An 18512-nucleotide genomic window follows, 5' to 3' on the forward strand; every position below is an offset into this window, starting at 1 on the left:
GTTAACAGACAGGACAACGACCATGAAGCAGACAATCGATTTTCAGTACCCGATCAGCTACGTGAAAGCGGGTCACCAGAACCCCGTTCACGTCTTTGGGAAAAGCAGCGTCGAAGTCGAGATACGCGAAATCGGGGCCGATCTTGCGCCGGTTGTTTTCGAGGTTGGAAACCCAGTCGAACAGTACAATCCTGCTACCGATCTCTTCCGGAAAAAGGCCGACGGCCAGCTTCGAAAGGTCGCGATGATCGATGGCGATTTCTTCGTTGAAGACGAAACTGCTGCCGATCTCAGCGAAAAAATGGCGGACCTGCGCACGATCAATTCAACGCCATTTGGAACCGTGAAGCCCGCGAACTTCGATGTCGGTCAGTCCTATCAGAACGGGAGATACACCACGACATCGACATTGAAGCCGATGACCCATATCGAGGAGATTAGAAGGCTTCACGGGAAATGGCGCAATGGCAAATACGTCTCAATCCGAGAAGAACTGACAAAGGACGATGGCGGGCAAAGAATGGCGACCGCCCTTAAGGAACGCGCCAACGAGATCATCCTTGTGGACGGCACCATCTTCCTGAAATGCCGCGAGCCTATCCTCAAGTTGAGCGATTACAGTAGCAAGCTGCGCATTGGCGAGCGGGGCGATACGTGGTCGGCAAATGCACCTTATCCAAGCAACTGGCGCAGCTACAGCTCCTCGCTCCGGGACAGCCAAGGCTTCCTCACCTTCATGAGAAAGCACAAGCTCTTTGACGGGCGCAGTGGAGAACCTGAATTCAAAGTGTATGACGCCTCCGTCTGTCGCTATGACGGAACGACTTCGGACGTTCAGATGATCGCGGACGAAATCCTCAAGAGCTTCGGTCGCGATGCCAGGGCTTTGCCACGCGACATCCTCGATGCGTCCTTCGTTCTTGAGGATACGCTTCGAAGAGAACCTGATCGTCTCCATGCAATTTCGCCACGGCTTGTTGCAGCTCTACAGCAACTGGTCACGACAAAAGTTGAGAAAATCGACCGCCAGGCGGCGCTCATTGCGAAATATCAGATGAAGCGTACTGATCTTTCGAAGCATGTTTACTACCATCAGTCGGAAGACCAGATGGCGAGAACCAACTTTCATGTCGCCGCCCTCGTCCATCAGAAGAAAGACGGCTCCAAAGCGATCAAGCAAAAGGCCTTACTCGCTTTGGAGCGATGGGAGGCCGGTGCCGGATATGACCGTCTTCCCATTGAAACAACAGATGCCATGTTTGCTGTCTATAGCGATTTCACCGTTCGGGAGGTCAACACCACTTGGCAGCTTAGAATGTTAAGCCAGCGGGCTGGAGCTGACTATGACGCTCTGCTCGCCGCCGTCATCGACGGTTCTAGCCTCATTGAGATCGCAAAAAAGCCGGAGACCACAACGAATTTATACGGTGAAGAAGTAATACTCACTTCGGGCGGCGCGAGCGCTATTGTTGCCGTTAAGGCCGGTGAACCCCGTGTCATTGCGAACAAAGCAGCTGTAATCGACGATGAAGAGGCGCTGGAGATTGCGGAATCGTATCTTGCAGACGCCAAGGAAACAAAAATGCAGCACGACATGGCCACAGCCATGCTGAAGGGGCCAACGCGATGAAACTCACTCTTCCACTCAACTATACGGCCTTTTACAAGATGCCGAAAAAGTCTGGCTGGTCCAAGCATACGATGCAGACCAAGTTCACCGGGGTAATCCGTGAGGTCGATAAGGCGGATGTTCAGGTTGCATTCCGGATCGGGGAGACCAGGGTGGAACATTCCTTGCCGCAAACCTTTACCGACACGAAAGATGAAGCAAGGAAACAAGCCCTGCACAAGGAGCCTTTTCGATGCGCGGAACAGCCGTTGGACGTCATCCACTTTGAGGGAGCATTTTACGCAGAACGCTTTCCCTCCGATCAGGCTATGGCAGAATTTTCAGCACCCGCTATCGGGGAAGAGAACTGGTCAAAAATCAGTTCGTCACCTCTCTTCGGTCAGGCTAAGTTCTCGCATCCAGAACAGGATATGAGTGAAAAGCAGCAATTCGGCTGGTTTGAGCCAGAAGCTCCGACCACAAGGGCGGAAGTAGAAGCAAGTCTGGGTATCCCGGAAGTCAAGCGCTGGACACCACTCGAAACCGATGCACTCAAGCTGGCAGAACAAGTCTTCGACACGTTCATCATCGTAGACGGCAAGGTTTATGAAAGGGTCGGAGAACCTGTATTGAAGGTTGTTGATACCGGTCAAGCCATCAAGCTCGTGATCGACGAGCTGAACCCGATGCCTCGACTAAATAACAAGGAACCTAGAGGCACATCAGCCACTAATCTGAGATATGGCATCGACCAGATCGAGGAAGCGCGGGAAGCGGGTCGGCTGTTGGCAAAGACAACAGGCCTTAAGTTTGTAGAGTTCGTCAAATTCGGCGAGGTTAATCCAGCATTCGTGACCTTTAGAGGCGAGTCAGAGAACCTCTTCAATTTTGCGCTTTCGGCTTACATGCATTTTGCCGCGAATGACGGCCATGGGATGAGCAGTTCAAATTACGCATTTGATCACCTTAGTCGTGAAGCAACCCTGGCTGTTTACGATTTCGCACGTGCCATCGAGGCGAACGAGACATTGACTCCAGAAATTGTCAGAGCGTCAAGGGTTGTTGCCGCTTTGTACAAGTCGGCGAGTGGAAAATGGGACGTCTATAACAAGGAGGCGTTCCCACATTATGGCTATGAGACTGCGGAAAAGCTCTATCAGAAGTTCGAGGAAATCGCGCGAGGACTGGAACAGCGACTGGCGCTCTATGATCTCAAAACCGATACTCGCCTGGACTGGAACAAGCACGCCCTCGATGCCACCCCGTTCTTCTCCGAAGCCGAACGGTGCTACGAGATCAGCACCCTGATCGAGGCTCGGAAAATGGGTAACGCTCTGCAGGTCAATGTCGATGACTATGCAGGACGAGCCGCCGACGGCAGAGGTCAGTTGCTGGCTATCGCGGACTATACGACGAAGAAAATTCTTGCAGGAGCATACTACCCGCAGGACGGCAGCCACACGCCGAAGATATGGATTCCAAGCCACTCTCAAAGGCGACCCGAGTTCGAGACCATGTTCACCAGTTTCCTGGCGAACGCCAATCAGAGCGTCAAAGAATTTGACGACGAGCTAGATTCTCTGGGGTTGTGACGACGATGTTGGACGGCCAGGCAAACACCATTCCGCAAAAGCCTTATAATTGCCTGGCGACTTTTGTGACCGACCCGGCCATGAGCAGGGACGACAACGGTATTGAGTTCCTGACTGGGTTCAGCAAAGGGCTCGGCACCGACGTCACGTTCCACTATCGAAAAGCCAATCAGAGCACCGGGAGAGATGGAGCCTATCTTGTCCAGTGGCTGGAAACTCCATTCGGCATAAGCAGGCGTCAAAACCGCATCTTTCCCAACATTCTTGAGACCGAGCTATTCCTCCGAGCCGACAATGGAGACCTCGCCTGGATGGACCAAATGCGGCCGGAAACGATGACCTTGATCGAGAAGGCATTAAACGCCGACCATTCACCTTTGCTGGCTGAAGATGCATTGATGGCGAGCGAGTTGGCGGCTCTTTACAGTCCGGACAGCCGAAACCTGTCTCCAGAGCGTTTCCAGGTGCCCTACGCATACAGAACGGCTTTGAGCGCGCTTCTGACAAACGCCGTGAACGGCTATTACCACGTGTCGGACGCGGATGCTGGTCTGCTGGACAAGATCAAAGAGCAAATCGGTCTCGCCCAGCAGATGGAAAATGAAGGCTTCAAGCCGTTCCCATAGCTTCCATGAGCAGAAGTGTTTCAGGGACCTCTTGCCCATCATCTTCGTCATCGTCGTAGAAACCCGGAATAGTCAGACCGACCGGGATTTCCAGGACTTCCATGTTCTCGATCTGAAGGAACCGGAGTTCCTCTTCTTCCGGCAACCGGATGAAGGCTGGCAGATCGCCTCCGGCACGCGCAATATTGATGAGGTCATAAAGCGGGCTACCGTGACCACCCGGGCTGGAGTCATCGGCCGTCATGCCTGTGACAGCCGGGAACGGAGAATTCGGCAGCACGACAGTCGCCGCAAATGCACGCTCATCCGAGCTGAACTGTGCGTAGCTCATAGCGTTGGAAAAGCGAACGTCCTGTACCGCTGAACGACGGAGAATGATGGTCTGACAATCAGCGTGGAACACGAAGTATCCCTTCGTGTCCTTGGCTGATGTCATGGCATTGTCGAGCCGGTTCTTCTCCACCGAACTCAGGCGATATCGACGCTCCACACCAGATGTCAAGTGCACGGCGACGTACCAGGGCCGGAGATCGGGATCGATGCCGCAGCCCAAGACTTTGGGATGGTTTTCTGTCTTTTCAAACAGAGCGTAAATGAAAGGAAGCTCGTCCTCCAACTCGGCATCTTTACCGAGTTCCGGTCGCATATCATCCAGGGAAGGGAACAAATCGAAGAAACTCACATCGAGCAGATTACAAATGGCCATGCACGTATCGAGATTGATAAAACCCACCTTGAGCCCAAACTGGATTAGAGTTGCTACATCGAGTCCCAGGATTCGCGCTACGTCTTCGTAACGAAGTGAGCCCTCTTTGATCGTCGCTCGAAAGGTGTTCATTTCAAATTCTCCTGCTGACATTAAAATGGTCAAGTCAGCCGATGAAGAGGTCAATCCCAATTCAGATTTCCGGTCGATTTTTTGACAATTCCTTTGATCTGCATGTTGTCAATTCGCCGACAGCTCTAGCCATTGTTTGGTTATGTCCATGAATTTGTGCGTGATTTCCTTTAGCTGCAAGGATTTACGAATTTTTCCCGGTCAGAATTCCTTTGTTTCGCTTGACCCCGTTTAATTCTTGCAGCCATCCTAGTGCACACGAAAATATTCGATCCGACCGGGAACCCATTGGCATGCAAAAAATGAGAGGAATAATGGCTCTCGCAGCCATCCTTGTGGCGGGCTCAGCCCTCGCCCAGGAAGCCGATTTCAGACCAAATCCTTTCAGGCCACCGCCGTCAGAACAGGAAAAACAGCTCATCCAGGATGAACGCACGCGCAATATCGTTCGCGGCATGCAATCGGAAATAGTCGACAAGGTCGCGATCAAGTTTGAACGCAAGATCGACACGATGGAGCAGTCGTTGAAGCAAAAAGTCGACGAGGCTGTTCGGTCCGCGACATCAAATCTAGCTCCGGCCAATTCGAAAGCCGGTGAACCAAACAGCAAAGAAACCGAAACCGCCAAGTCGCTGGTCCCGGAAGGGGCGACTTTCGTTGCGTGTGTAAACAAGAAGGCGCTCTATCGTGACAAAGACAACACCCTCATCCAAGATGCTTCGGACAGCAACCGTTGCGTTGCTCCTTAGTTCGGTCTTAAGCGGTTGCGCCACACCTCTTCCGAAGGCCGACAATCTACCTGATCTTAAGGCTGAGCAAAAAAAGGCTACCGACGCCTTCGTGGCGGAAACTCCTGCGATTGAACGAATTCGCGTGCCGAAATCGTCCATGAAGCCGACGGCTGAACGCCCGTCTGTGCCACCCGCCGTCACGGCGCGTCAGCTCGACATCGGCTTCCCTGCAACCCACGAGGCGACACTGGAATCACTGGTGTTCGCACTGGCGTCGGAAAACGTACGGATCACGTTCCAATGGTCGAACCCGACCCAGGGCGAAGAGGTCTTGAAGAAAAAGCTTCCATTCCTGTCCTTTAAGGGGACGGTTGGTGAACTCCTGTCTTCGCTCCGCAATGGTCTCGGCCTCGTTGCCTGGTACGAAGACGGCATGATCTATCTATCGGATAGACAACGCTACTCCGTCACGGTTCCGCAAAACGAAGACATCCTCAAGGCCGTCGCCGACGAGGTGAAGGAACTCGGCGCGGAAAACGTCGTCACGTCGCTTCGCGGGGGCAAGCTGCTCTACACCGCAACGCCTTCAGTTCAGGATGAACTCATCGGTCCGTTCATGAACCGAATGAGCCGAAATCTATCGGTGATCAACACCCAGATCGCAGTGGTTTCGCTGGCGCTCAGCGACAACGCTCAATCGGGCTTCGACTGGGAACAGTTCCGCGTCGCGTTCGACAGCACGGCTGAAACCGTCAACAGTGTGAAGAACAGCACCGGCTCCAGCACCGATACCGATACGGATTCCGACACCGATACCGATACCGATACCGATACCGATACCGGAACGGGAACAGGCAATGAAGGGTTCACGCCTGACACTGTCGGTAGCGTGATCAATCTCACAGGCTCCGCTCTTTCCCTCGGAAAGACGAGCACCGGCAATCTGTTCGGAACCTATGGCGCGTTGAACGTCACGTCGGCGATCAATTTCCTGTCGACATTCGGAACGACCAACGTCACCCAGAACGTGTCTCTGAAGACGCTGTCTGGCACGGAAGTCGAATTCCAGTCCGGTCAGGAAGTCCCGTACGTGAAAGGCGTGACGAACAACTACAACAACAATAGCAACAGCAGCAACAATTCGTACGGATCGACGGATACCGATACCGTTGAAACAGGTCTGAAGCTCAACCTGAAGCCGCTTTATGATGGCGATTCCGAGCTGATCACAATGAGTGTCGAGTTCGACCTCGACTCGATTGTCCGCTTCGTAGAGCTGAGCGCTGGCAATGACATCGGCACCCTCACCCAGCCGCAGGTGCAGAAGCAGAACCTGAAGGACCTCGTTCAGGTCCAGGCAGGCCGCACGGTCGTCATTGGTGGTCTTCAGTACGATTCCGTCGACAGCTCCGGTAACGAGCCTTCGATGATCAGGGATCGCCTGAAAGAAGCTGGTCTGAGCACCGGAAAGCGCAAGCGTGACGTTCAGCGCAATGCGCTCTTCATCATCCTGCGACCGGCCGTCACGATTTACGAGGCGGAGAAGTAAGATGGCCTCGAAGAAGAAGGACAAGGACAACGCACAGGCTGACCCGATCAAGGGTCAGCTGCCGATGCGTGTAGAAATCAGCTGGATCGAGCAGGCCGATAAAAAACGGGATGCGGTCGATATGGCAAAGGGTCATATCGAGCAGCGTTTCGTCGCCAAGGATGCAGCCTGGTACCGCGTGGTGCCGTTCATGGGTGGGTATTTCTGGGAAGCTCATGAAGGCGGCCCAGGGAAAAGCTACCTCGACGCCATCGTCGACGAGCTGAAGCGCAATCCTGGTGGAGAATACTGGTTCCCGAACGGGCCGACGAAGGTTGTCCGCATCGTCATGCAGGACGGCAAGCCAAAGGCACTGGTGCCAAATGAGCAGGAAAGCCTTGCTATCCGCAACTCAGGTCGGACACCGCTGATCGCAAGATCGTCGATGGTCCCTTACGCCCGGCGCGGCACCGGCATGCTCATTTTCGGCAGCGTGTTTTCAGGAGCAAGCTTCCTCTACATGCTCGGAACGATGGGTTTCTACCTGACGGTTTGGCAACCTGGTCCATCCGTGCGCGACATTAAGATCGCCGACCTTCCCACGGCACAATGGTCGATGGTGGAATTCACCGACCCGAGAACCATCATTTCCAAGCTGCAATACAGCAACGGCAAATGGGAAAAGACGGAGCGTCAGCACACCATTCCGGAACTTGAGCTTGAAATTCAGAAAGGCCGCGAAATCAACGCCGATTTTGGTCGCAAGGAATTCGAGTTCGAAAAGCTTGAAGCAGGCAAAGGCATCGTAGCGCCAGCGACGACACCAAAACCAGCAAATGCGGCGGAGGCCCAATCCGACACCCCGCCAGCGGCCACGGTGACGAAGCCTACCACTGTCCAACCGACCGTGACTCCACCGGCAACAACGAAACCGGCCCCGGTCATCCAGTCGAAACCGACTGAGACGCCATCCATCGTCAAGACACCGGACCAGCAGCCTTCTACGGGAACGGCAACGCCGACTGCTGACGAGGAACGGTCCAAGCGTGTCATGGATCAAATCAAGCGCATGCGCGAGATGAATGCCCGGAAAGCAGGGAACGCACCCGCTACGGGGGCAACAACGCAACCGAACGCACAACAGGGAGCCAAGCCATGAAGAGCAGAACATTGATTGGCTGCACGCTGACGCTGAGCGCGTTCATATTTATCGGAGGAGGCACGTTCACGCTCATTAGCGCGCTCTCCGTACAGGAAACCAACATCCGACGTGATCGCGCTACCGCGCTTCAGTGCACCCAGAAACTGAATGATCTCGCTGCCTTCGGCAAGGGGACAGTCGAGACCGTCAGGACCAATACCGTGCTGACGCTCAAGGACTTTACCGATCCCAGAGGCGCGCTCGGCACGGCATCGCTCGCAATGATGATGTGCCCGAACAAGAACGTCGAAAACATTTGCCTTGGCGATCAGTGCGAGGGCGCTGGGAACAAGGTGATCCTCAAGATGACTTTCAGCGAAAGGCAAAAGACATGAACGTCCAGAAACTCACAAAACTCGATTTTGACTCCAAGGGCATGAAAGCCTTCGACTGGGCATTGGCGCTTGGATGCTTAGCTTATGGCGTCTACGCATCGTCCACGATCTTCATCGTGGGCGGCGTCCTGGGATGTGTCGCTTCCTACTATCGGCCCCTCGGAAAATTCCAAAAATGGATGGACAGCTTCGTCAGAAGACGCGTTAATTAATCCCACCCATTTTTATAAAGAATTCCTTGAGGAATAGAGCGTGTTCGGCAAAAACTCAAAATATAAGGGCGGTAAATTCCTTGAGAAAATGAGGAATAAGAAGGCTAATAAGGAAAAAGCCAAGGCTGAAGCTCCTGCGCAGGACGACTTCAATCCCATGGCAATCCGGGAAAGTGCCTCTAAACCCGCCGAAATTCCGTCTGACGAACAACTGTTTCTATCTCTTGAGGAAGAACTTGCACAGTCGCTTTCGGCTGCCCTTCAAAAGGATGCACCGGAAAACGAGGTAAAAGTCGAAGAACCGGAGATTCTAGCCCCGCAGGCCGACATTGAAGCAGCAAAGCCCGCTGTGTTCCGGGTGGAATCGGATCAGCCGGAAATCGCCGAAATTCAGCACGATACACCCGAAGAGGCGATTGCGGCCGAAATCGAAACCCCGATCTCTGAGGTCGAGACGGTTGACGCTACTCCTTCGGACGAAGCCACGCATGACGCCGACAAGGACGTCGATGTTGATCTGTCAAGTTCAGACGCGACAATCGAAATCCCGGACCAAACTGCGCCATCCGAAGGCGAAATTCCATCGCTGAACGAAGATGAAGGCGCAATTGTTGTTGCAGACGCGGAAACGCTAGTGCCCGCAAGTGAAATCGTGCTGACGAAAAGCGAGCCCGTTCTGGCACCGGAACCGGAGCCAGAACTAAAGCCGATCTTCCGTTCGGATGGGCAACCTGTACCGAACCACCGTCTCGGCCGCTTTGTGTATGAGCGCAAACAGATTTCCGCCGACGCACTCGACGCGGCATCGCGCGAACAGCAAGTCACCGGAAAACCCCTCGGGCAAATCCTTGTTAAAAACGGCTTCCTGACGGACAAGCAACGTGTTGAAGCAATTCTTGCGGTGGAAGAATCCCGCATTGCGCAGGAGCAGGTTTCCCGGTCCAGAATTCCTGTCACGATCCATGATCAGTACAGCATCATTATCTCGGCAGAGCACGATGAGACGATTTTTGTCGCTTCACCTTACCCAGAGGATGAAGTGTCAACAGTTGTCGCTGAATACTATCCGGAGAAGAAGATAGAATTCGTATCCTACGATCCTTCTTCGATGTCTCGCTTCATTACGACGATGAAGAGATCGGCTGCGGTCGAGGATATCCGTGAAACCAAGGAAACGATGCTCGACCGTATCGTTTACAAGGCGCTGGAAATGTCGGCGTCGGATATTCACGTCACACCGCAATCGGACAGCTATTCCGTTCAGTTCCGTATCGATGGCGTAAAACGCATCATCAGAATGGGACCGCTGGACGAATATCACACCGTCATGGCCCAGGTGAAGGACAAGGCGACAATCGACCTTGCCGAGAAGCGGAAGCCTCAGGATGGCTCCTATCAGGTCGAATATAACGGCAAGATGATCGATTTGCGCGTGGCGACGTTGCCGGTGCAAAACGGAGAACATGTCACGATCCGCGTTCTCGATTCTGACCGCGTGCACCCCAATCTGGACACTCTCGGTATTACCGAGGTTGCGAAATGGAGACGCGGGTTCAAGCAGCGGGACGGTATCTGCATCATCGCTGGAGCGACCGGCTCCGGTAAAACCACAACGCTCAACTCATCGCTTCGCGAAATCGACCGTTTCGGCAAGGCCATCTTCACTGTTGAAGACCCGGTCGAATACCGTGTGCCGTTCGTGAACCAGGTTTCGATCAACCCGGCGGTGGGTCTGGACTTCGCGGCTGCCGTTAAGGCCTTCATGCGTAACGACCCTGATGTCATCATCCTGGGCGAAGTGCGTGATGCCGAAACCGCTCGAAACGCCGTCAAGGCTGCAGACACAGGCCACCTTGTTCTGATTACTCTTCACACCGGCTCGATCATGGGCGCGATATCCCGCATGAAGGACCTCGGCGTCGAGCCAAGAGAACTCCGCTTCATGTTGCGCGCAATTCTTGTCCAATCCCTCGTTCCGAAGCTCTGCCAGAACTGCCATGGGCACCCGGACAAGCTCTACACCTGCAAGACCTGTAACGGCGAAAAATACGTCGGCCGTACTGTGGCTTCGGAATGCGAATATTTCGAGTCCGTACAAGATGTAGACCGCCTTCTCAACGCCAGAAACGACACCATTGCCTACGACGAACGGCGATGGACCAGCATGGCTGAAGACGCCGTTAACAAGATGCGGGAAGGCATTACAGACGTGCCGGGCCTTGAGCGCACCTTTGGATCGCAAATCTACGCCTATCTCACTGACGAGGAAAAGCTCCTATGTTCCAACTTGTAACGGTCGTTATTGCCATAACGCTTTCCGCTTTTGTGGTGATCGGTGGAATTTCCTATTTCAACTCCGACACCGGTGTACGCCTGCAAGTGCAGCAGAGCCTCAATTCACAGCTCGAAGGTATTGCCGCTGCAATTGGATCATACCGATCAGAGAATAACGGCTTCCTCCCGTCTTCGAACATCGATGCCATCGCAGGAAACCTGCCGGGCGGCAAAATTCCGACCCTATCTCAAGACGACGAGCTGAAATGGAAACTTCAGGGCGGCAACCTCTGCCTTGAACGCCTCAATTCGAGCGACATGAACACTGCCGTGAAAGCGGGTACCACGATGTTTGTATCGGCCGCAAGCAGAGCACGACCAGCAGGGACGGTCAAAGTCGGTAGCAGCTGCACGGACAGTCAAGCATTCGTCTGGGACGCCAGCAGCAACGCTGCGGACCTGGAGAAAAACAACACAATCGCCGTCATTTTTGAGCTGAAATAAAAAGGCCGATACCATGCCCAAGTTTACCGCCCGTATCTCCTCCGAAAAGGGAGTGAGATCGATTATAGTTGATGCGCTTGATCAAGCTAGTGCTGAACGCGCGGCCAGCAAAAAAGGCCAGGTGTTGTCGATCAGAAAAAATGCGAACATGGATTTCTCACGCGGTCTGTCGCCAAGCGACAGACACATGTTCCTTCTCCGCTTATCGGCGATGCTAGGTTCAAAAATGGGCGGAGCTGAAGCTCTTCGTCTGATGGCCACGACGTTCTCCGGAAAGATCAGTCGATGCGCGGCAGGCCTTCTCGAAAAAATCGAAGTCGGTACGACACTGCATGACGCCATTTCGGCCGACACCAAGAATTTCCCACTTGCCACCAGCGCGCTGATCAAGGCGGGTGTCGAAGGTGGTAAAACTTGGGAGGCACTCAAGAATGCTGCCGACTTTGAGTACATGATCGCCGGTATTCAGAAAGGTGCCATGAAAGAAATGGCAACCGCAATCGTCAACTACTTCGTTGCTTTCGCAATGATGTGGGGCAGTGTTTATTGGATGGGCCCTGAAGTCCTGAATAACGGCCTCTTCAAAAACAATCCTGGCGTTAACGTCGGTTGGGCTGAGGTTATGGGTGTCGGTCTAACCTGGGGGATGGGTGTGGGAGCCGTGATCGGCGCGTTCTTCCTGTGGCTCGGGACCGCTGGCCGTCTAATCATTCCAGATCAAGCCGACAAGATCATCTTGAGCATTCCGTTTTACAAGGACCTGGTCCTGAGCCGAAACAGCTACATCATCCTCTACAAATTCGGCCTGCTCGTGCAATCGGGGATGCGAATGGAAGAGTGCCTGATCCTCACGGCGGATGGCTCTCCCAAAGGGGCGCTCCGAAGCGATTTCGAAAGGGCGTTACGTTTTGCCAAGAACGGCAAAAACTGGGCCAATGGCCTGGAGACCCTGCATCCGACCGATAGAGCTGCATTGACATCATCGACTGACCGCGACGACACAGCACGAACGCTCGACATGTTGGCGTCGCAGTATCGAGACCTGTACATGTCGCGCATGCGATCCTTTGCCCCAGTCCTACAGTCGATCTCCGCTCTCTGTATTGCCCTGTCCGGCGTTGTCATGTTCGGCCTCACCATTCTCCCATTCCTGCAACTCTCAGCAGCATTCTGATCAACTGTTTCAAAACGAGATTTTTAAGGCCGTCGCATGCACTGCGGCGGCCTTTTTCGTTGGACTAAATAAAGAACGGCGATGTGACGCCGCCAGAGAACAGAAAAATTCGGAAACAAAGGAATTTTATAAGAAAAAAAATTTGTTGACGGAGATTGGAATTCCACGAGACGTTATTTCGAAACTCATTTGTTGCTATTTTTTTCCGTTTTCCTTCGTTGACGATAAGGAGTTTTTAACAAATCCTTAAATTGTCCCCAGCGGAAAGAAAGAAATTCTGAAGGCGGGGGCTCGGTTCAACAAAGGGTCAGAAAAGAAAAAGACCCTACTTTCGAAGGAAAAATTCCATGTTTCAGCTTATCGTAGCAGTTATCTCGATTGCTCTCGTTGCCGCTCTCGCTCTCGCCTCGATCTTCTACGGCGGTGAAGCCTTTACCCGTGGCCAGCTCAAGGCCCAGGTCACCACGATGATCAACCAGGCCCAGCAGATTTCCGGCGCTAACACGCTCTACAAGAACGACAAGGGCGGCACTGACGCCACCGACATCCAGGTCGACCTCGTTGACGGCACTGTCAAGTACCTGACCACGGACATCACGCCTCCGCAGAAGATCACCGGCGCTAGCAGCGCTTGGGGCATCGATGTTGCCGCTGGCAACGTCTACGTCACCATCGACCCCGTTGCCGACGCACAGGGCAAGGTTACGGAAGCTGTTGACGAAGCAGACGTCGGCGAAGTTTCCAACGGCTTCTACTACTTCCCGCTCTAATCCAGCCGGAAGTCACGGTTGAAGTGACCAATAGGGGGGCGGAGGTAACTCCGCTCCCTTTTGCTTTAGACCGCCGCAAAGGAATTAGCCGCCCTTTGTAACTCTCGAACCAAACCTTGCTCCAGTAATTCCGACAGGACAGATTTAAAAAGGATAGGACAATGTTTCAACTTATCGTCGTAATTCTCGGCATAGCACTGGTTGCCGCTCTGGCGCTGGCGTCTATTTTCTGGGGATCGGAAGCCTTCACTGAAGGAAATGCCCGTGCATACTACGCGCAGAGCATCAACTCTGCTGCTCAGATTGAAGGGGCAATGCAGCTGTACTTCCAGGATCACGCCAAAGACCCCGCATCCAAGGACATGGAACTCCTGCAAGAACTGTATTCCATGAAATACCTGAAAGACATTCCAGTCGGTGACTGGAAGGTTGAGCCAGGTTCTCTCTACAAGCCAATCGAAGTGCAGAGTGTTGACAACTGCCGCATCATGAACCGCGTTGCAGGTTACGATACCAGCCTCGTTCCCTCCCAATATGACGGTTGCCCACCTTGCAACGGTGCAGAAGGCTCTCAGCAGCTAGCTGACGCCGAAGCCTTCATGGGATGGCCTGGCTGCCAGTTCGTTCCCTGATGTCAGGTAAATTCCAAAAGTATATAATCGAGGCCTCGAATTTCGGGGCCTTTTTCTTTTTCGAACATTGGCGTCAATATGCCATGTAGAGCGAGCCAATATAAAAATGAAGGAGTTCGTGCATGTTTAAAGATGTCGACGGTGAAGCTGTCGCAATCCGCGTCTGGCACGGCACCCAGAACGCCGACCAGGCGACCACGCTGCTTCCTGCTTGCGAAAAAGGTGGGTGGTGGCAGTTCATCGATCACGACAGCTTCCTCAACCCGGTCTTTAACGAAGACGACCCGGATGAACGGCTCGAAAGGATACATCAACTAAGGACAGCCTACGCCAACATCGTCTACGACGCCTTACTACACTCGGAAGAAGAAAGTCTGAGTGATCTCGCCAAACATTCCGGTCTTGAAAATTTGGGCAAGGAAGTGCGCATCCTTTTCGTCACCGAGAACGAAGATTACGCCCGTAGCTACGGTCCAGCCATTGAGATCAATCTGGCAGCAGAAGGACTGCTCGCGGCCATCCCCGACGAAAACATCAACAGAGGTTTCGGAAATTGGTTGCTCGTCTTCAAAGCCGGGTCGCCATTCCCAATCAAGCTGGATCATGAGATCGACTTCTCGCCAAGGATGTGAATATAGCCTGCAACAGAAAACGCCCGGCTTTGAACCGGGCGTTTTGGCTTCTCACAGCTGAGATTATGGCCTTGCGCAGGTTATAACGACCTTAGGAGACACTGCGCTGGACGTGGCAGGAACTTCTCCAGGCATCAGGCTGGCACCCTGCCATTTGCAGGAATAGCCATACCGGCCATCAGAAGTGTGCTTGATCGGACCGAATTTGGAAAGAGCATGCCCCATATCAGAGCCGGTGCCGGACGAGCAGTCCGCCGAAACAACGATCTGATCAGCTGGGCAGAAGGCTTCGATTTCGCATCCAGTGACACCGCAGTCGGACGGGCCTGTTTCGGTGACCTTCTGAGACAGGTCTTCAAAGGCCGACACCGATCCTGCACCCAGCACGATGTTGCTCAGGCCAATGCGTGTGACAGGCTTCGATGGAGCAAAGGTTGTATCAGCCTCAGCCGGAGGAACTGGATAGACGACAAGGTCATCCGCAATGCGGGTGTCGGTCTCGATGTTCACGCTGCCACCATTCACTTTGAAGGCTGCACGGCCACTCGTCTGCGAGGTCACAACCGGCTCACCTGACAATGTCGAGGCCAGCGTCAGGCTTCCAGCATTGGAAACTACAATGGCGTCGGCGCTGCCTGCGGTCGTATCAACGATCTGTGACGCGCCGCTGACACGAACCTTGCCGCCGTTCATCTGGATTGAGCCAATCAGAGAATCGACCAAGGTGACGGCGCTGTCCTCGCCGGAGACCAGAGTGAGGCCCGACATATTGAAGCCGGTGAACTTCCAGGTGCCGGGAAGCTCAAGAACCCTATTACCACCTGCGACAGATACAGTGCTGAGGCCGTCAGACGTGACCTCGATGGAACGGCCACGGCCAAGGTCATTCAACGCGGCAAGATCGGCTTCCGTAAGCGCGACATCGGACGTGACACTGATCTTGGCAGCTGCCTGCTCGTTGCGAACGACAAGGCGAACGGCGTCGAGAAGCCCTGGCACATGATTGATACCGTCAATAACGCCAACTGAGCCACTGACCACATATTCGCTGGAGACCGCCTTGCTCATATTCGCGAAGACGAGGCTAACCGAGCCGCCCTTCACGAGGTAGGTGTCAGCATCCAACCCTTTGTATCGGACGATATTGGAACAAATCGGCTGGTCCTCTTGCTTGCCGTTCGGGCTTGGCGAGATCAGAAACCCGAACACGCCATTCTTGTTCAACTGCTCGACATCGATCTTCGAGGTTCCCGCCTGATCAGTGGATTCCACGTCACGAAAATCGGGATGCCCCCCGAGAAGATATCCTGAACGGGTCTCAACAGCATATTCCGAGGTGCCATCGGCGAACTCCTCGGAGCCGACCATATTCTCTTTATATATAGCAGGGCAAAAAACGATGGTGTGCCCGGCGCTCGTCTTTGTGAAAACCAGATCATTGGGAAGAACGGACTTGTAAGCCTGCGCATCATTCTTCTCCATTCCATCGAGAGAAAAGGCCACCTGCCCTTCGACAACCGAAAAACGAAAACGCAAGGCGTCGCTGATTGCCTGAACGCGGACCTGGGTCTGCTGAACTGCCAACGTCGCCTGGGTGGAAGCGAGCATGTAATAATTTGCGGCTGCAGCACCCGCGATCAAAGAGAGGGTGATAATCACCGATACAAAAAGGCCGACCATGAAATGTTCCCAAGGAGTTCTGGCACACATTATAGTATGCCCGAAAGAAACCCATTCAAAGGATTTCTTGGCCGACCGGGATTGTCAACGGATTTCAGGGCTTAAAGGATTGAGATGGCTCCTCGAAATAGGTGAGGTCCACGACCGCTCGCATCCTTTTGATCCGGAAAATGTCTACACGAGCGGACTCAATTGCATCATTGACTGCTCGATGATGTTCAGTGATCGGCTGCTCGCCCAATATGCGCAGGGCATCGTGTAGGCCGATGGAACGACCAAGCCCCGTCATTTGCGAGAACTCCAGCCCCATATTGAAGAAAGCTTCGGAAAATGGGGAGCGGACACTCTTGCGCAAACAATCGCGATCCACGGCTTCCTTGTCACTTCCCCAGGCAATCCAGGCTTTGTTGCCTGGACCGTACTTCTTGGAAAATGAGGCAAAGACCTCAGACAACGGCCGACCCTGTTTGTCCAAAATCTTCTGCGTGATGCCTGTGAGTTCGGTGCAGCGTTTGGTAACCGGCGAATACTCGTTCTTGATATAGTAAGAGTCTCGTCGCCCGATTTCCAAGAGCTGCAGATCGAGTTCGGCGACCCCCATCTCGATAATTTCCGGCTCAAACGGAACGGTCAAAGGCGCGTCATCGTCCGGGCAGGTCAATTCGAAGTCGACGTGGAGTCGCTTGTCCTGGCGGACCTTGTATTTTCCAGTTGTCATCACGGTCTCTCTGCCGCCATCTCGCTTCAAACATGGTAGATGGAGAGCCTGCTAAATGGAAATCCATAATGGACAAAAAGAAGTTTCGAACGCCCGAGCCAGAACTCTTGTGCGGAAACACTGGAATTCCGGCCTTATCCAACTATTTGGTTCGGTTATCGTTGACGAGAACAGCGACCACTATATATGACATGCTACGGCAAGTGCTCATGGCACCAGTCACCCCCTCGCAGAAAGGACCGGAAAGATGAAAATCGGATTGGCCAGCGAAAACAATCTACCTAAGGCCTACGCCTCGAAAACTCTAGATAATGGCGAGCAAGTCACGCTGCAGGCTGGCGCGGAAAAGCTGACGATCTCGACGAACTCTTTCCAGGCCGTCGCCAACATCCTTTCCCAGTTCTCCCCCGAGGGCAACCCGACCCTCGAACCTGGCACGACCTTCCAGATACGCGATGGTTTTTCCGGCAAGGAAACCACGGTGACCGCAAACGCTCTGACCGACGTCGCCGCCGCCTTGGCCCTCTTCGCCGTCAAGCCCGGGAAATACGTTCCCGCTATGAAAGACGAGGACGCAGAGCAGGCGAGCGACCAGACCGTTTCCAAGCAAAAACCGGCGACGAAAGCGAAGGGTCGTGGCAAGAAAGCCAAATCGACCGACGCTGAGCCAGTAACGGCTGCGGCAGAAAACACAGTTGCAGAAGCTGCCCCTGAAAAGCCGGAACGGAAAAAGCCTGGACGAAAAGCAGCTCAGAAGACCGAAGCGGCTTCAATCGCAGCTACACCAGCCCGCAAAGGTCGCAAGAGGAAGGAACAAGCACCTGAGCCGACGGCCAAGCCCGAAGCCGCGACCGCTCCTGCTCAGATGACGGAAACAACCGCTGCCGCTGAAGCTCCCGTAAAGCGTCGTGGACGGCCGCCGAAGAACCGCGCTGTGACCGACACTGTCGACAAGGCGAAGACGGCAACGACAGAAAAGAAGACCCGGGCGAAAAAGACGCCTGCAACGGCGGAAACCGCGCCGGTTTCACCGATCACGAGAACCCCGCATCCATCGGGCGGACCGTTCCCGGCCGCGATGACCGCCAATCACAAGAGCGCCGAGATCAGCGGCGACGTACCAGGCTTCATTAAGGAGCTGAAGGCGTACTACATCATTGGAGACAATGGGGATTACCGCTTCGACTTCACGGCCCTGGAAATGGAACCGGCGAAACGTCGCTCCGTTATCGGGCCAGCCAAGACCCAGACCGCCGATTCCACATTCGGTTATGAGGTCAAGACGAAGGCCGGTGAGCATATCGGGTGGATCATCATCGAAGCCGAGAACAAGTTCGTGATGACGGGCATACCGGAAATGGACGTTTCCAGTCACCGCAACATCGAGGGACCGATTACGAAGACCGGCATCGCAATCGCCAACAAGATCGCCACGATCCGCGCAAAGGCTGCGTGA

Annotated in this window: 18 protein-coding genes; 15 read left to right on the forward strand and 3 right to left on the reverse strand. The window is 54.0% G+C overall.

Features of this window, described 5'->3' with window-relative positions; translation table 11 throughout:
- Positions 1-22: 22 nt before the first annotated feature.
- Genes FFR93_RS05825 through FFR93_RS05835 form a run of 3 tightly spaced genes read left to right on the forward strand, consistent with a single transcriptional unit; the run spans position 23 to position 3827 of the window.
- Positions 23-1630 (forward strand): hypothetical protein, encoded by a 1608-nt coding sequence (locus tag FFR93_RS05825; RefSeq protein WP_138392435.1) that lies wholly within the window; start codon positions 23-25, stop codon positions 1628-1630.
- Positions 1627-3201: a hypothetical protein gene (locus FFR93_RS05830; RefSeq protein ID WP_138392436.1), complete on the forward strand. Its 1575-nt coding sequence runs from the start codon at positions 1627-1629 to the stop codon at positions 3199-3201. Before FFR93_RS05825 ends, FFR93_RS05830 begins: the two co-directional genes overlap by 4 nt.
- A gap of 5 nt (positions 3202-3206) precedes the next feature.
- The gene (locus tag FFR93_RS05835) at positions 3207-3827 is read left to right on the forward strand and encodes a hypothetical protein (protein WP_138392437.1); all 621 of its coding nucleotides are present in this window, start codon (positions 3207-3209) and stop codon (positions 3825-3827) included.
- Here FFR93_RS05835 and FFR93_RS05840 read toward each other — a convergent pair.
- On the reverse strand, positions 3811-4665 hold the full coding sequence (locus tag FFR93_RS05840; RefSeq protein ID WP_138392438.1) for a hypothetical protein: 855 nt from the start codon (positions 4663-4665) through the stop codon (positions 3811-3813). The genes FFR93_RS05835 and FFR93_RS05840 overlap by 17 nt on opposite strands.
- A 314-nt stretch (positions 4666-4979) precedes the next feature.
- Between FFR93_RS05840 and FFR93_RS05845 the strand changes: the two genes are divergently transcribed.
- From FFR93_RS05845 to FFR93_RS05895, 11 genes are all read left to right on the forward strand, one after another.
- Positions 4980-5414, forward strand: a complete 435-nt coding sequence (locus FFR93_RS05845) for a hypothetical protein (RefSeq protein ID WP_138392439.1) — start codon at positions 4980-4982, stop codon at positions 5412-5414.
- A gap of 139 nt (positions 5415-5553) precedes the next feature.
- A complete protein-coding gene (locus FFR93_RS05850; protein WP_138392440.1) occupies positions 5554-6945 on the forward strand; it encodes a type II and III secretion system protein in 1392 nt (463 codons plus the stop codon).
- A 1-nt stretch (position 6946) separates the two neighbouring features.
- Positions 6947-8083 (forward strand): hypothetical protein, encoded by a 1137-nt coding sequence (locus FFR93_RS05855; RefSeq protein WP_138392441.1) that lies wholly within the window; start codon positions 6947-6949, stop codon positions 8081-8083.
- On the forward strand, positions 8080-8460 hold the full coding sequence (locus FFR93_RS05860; RefSeq protein ID WP_138392442.1) for a hypothetical protein: 381 nt from the start codon (positions 8080-8082) through the stop codon (positions 8458-8460). The genes FFR93_RS05855 and FFR93_RS05860 overlap by 4 nt, the downstream gene beginning before the upstream one ends.
- A complete protein-coding gene (locus FFR93_RS05865; protein ID WP_138392443.1) occupies positions 8457-8672 on the forward strand; it encodes a hypothetical protein in 216 nt (71 codons plus the stop codon). Before FFR93_RS05860 ends, FFR93_RS05865 begins: the two co-directional genes overlap by 4 nt.
- Positions 8673-8712: 40 nt before the next feature.
- The gene (locus FFR93_RS05870) at positions 8713-10965 is read left to right on the forward strand and encodes an ATPase, T2SS/T4P/T4SS family (protein ID WP_205910728.1); all 2253 of its coding nucleotides are present in this window, start codon (positions 8713-8715) and stop codon (positions 10963-10965) included.
- The gene (locus FFR93_RS05875) at positions 10950-11450 is read left to right on the forward strand and encodes a hypothetical protein (RefSeq protein WP_138392444.1); all 501 of its coding nucleotides are present in this window, start codon (positions 10950-10952) and stop codon (positions 11448-11450) included. The genes FFR93_RS05870 and FFR93_RS05875 overlap by 16 nt, the downstream gene beginning before the upstream one ends.
- 13 nt (positions 11451-11463) lie before the next feature.
- On the forward strand, positions 11464-12624 hold the full coding sequence (locus tag FFR93_RS05880; RefSeq protein ID WP_138392445.1) for a type II secretion system F family protein: 1161 nt from the start codon (positions 11464-11466) through the stop codon (positions 12622-12624).
- Between the two features lie 347 nt (positions 12625-12971).
- Positions 12972-13394, forward strand: a complete 423-nt coding sequence (locus FFR93_RS05885) for a hypothetical protein (protein ID WP_138392446.1) — start codon at positions 12972-12974, stop codon at positions 13392-13394.
- 161 nt (positions 13395-13555) lie between these two features.
- On the forward strand, positions 13556-14026 hold the full coding sequence (locus tag FFR93_RS05890) for a hypothetical protein (RefSeq protein WP_138392447.1): 471 nt from the start codon (positions 13556-13558) through the stop codon (positions 14024-14026).
- A gap of 122 nt (positions 14027-14148) precedes the next feature.
- Positions 14149-14658 carry a hypothetical protein gene (locus FFR93_RS05895; protein WP_138392448.1) on the forward strand — a complete coding sequence of 170 codons (510 nt, stop codon included), beginning with the start codon at positions 14149-14151 and terminating at the stop codon, positions 14656-14658.
- Between the two features lie 63 nt (positions 14659-14721).
- Here FFR93_RS05895 and FFR93_RS05900 read toward each other — a convergent pair whose 3' ends face one another.
- A complete protein-coding gene (locus FFR93_RS05900) occupies positions 14722-16338 on the reverse strand; it encodes a hypothetical protein (protein ID WP_138392449.1) in 1617 nt (538 codons plus the stop codon).
- Between the two features lie 94 nt (positions 16339-16432).
- Positions 16433-17056, reverse strand: a complete 624-nt coding sequence (locus FFR93_RS05905; protein ID WP_138392450.1) for a 3'-5' exonuclease — start codon at positions 17054-17056, stop codon at positions 16433-16435.
- 247 nt (positions 17057-17303) lie between these two features.
- Here FFR93_RS05905 and FFR93_RS05910 point away from each other — a divergent pair, with 247 nt between their 5' ends.
- Positions 17304-18512 (forward strand): hypothetical protein, encoded by a 1209-nt coding sequence (locus FFR93_RS05910; protein WP_138392451.1) that lies wholly within the window; start codon positions 17304-17306, stop codon positions 18510-18512.

Origin of the sequence: Rhizobium sp. MHM7A, from assembly GCF_005862215.1 — a bacterium.
GTDB lineage: Bacteria > Pseudomonadota > Alphaproteobacteria > Rhizobiales > Rhizobiaceae > Rhizobium > Rhizobium bangladeshense.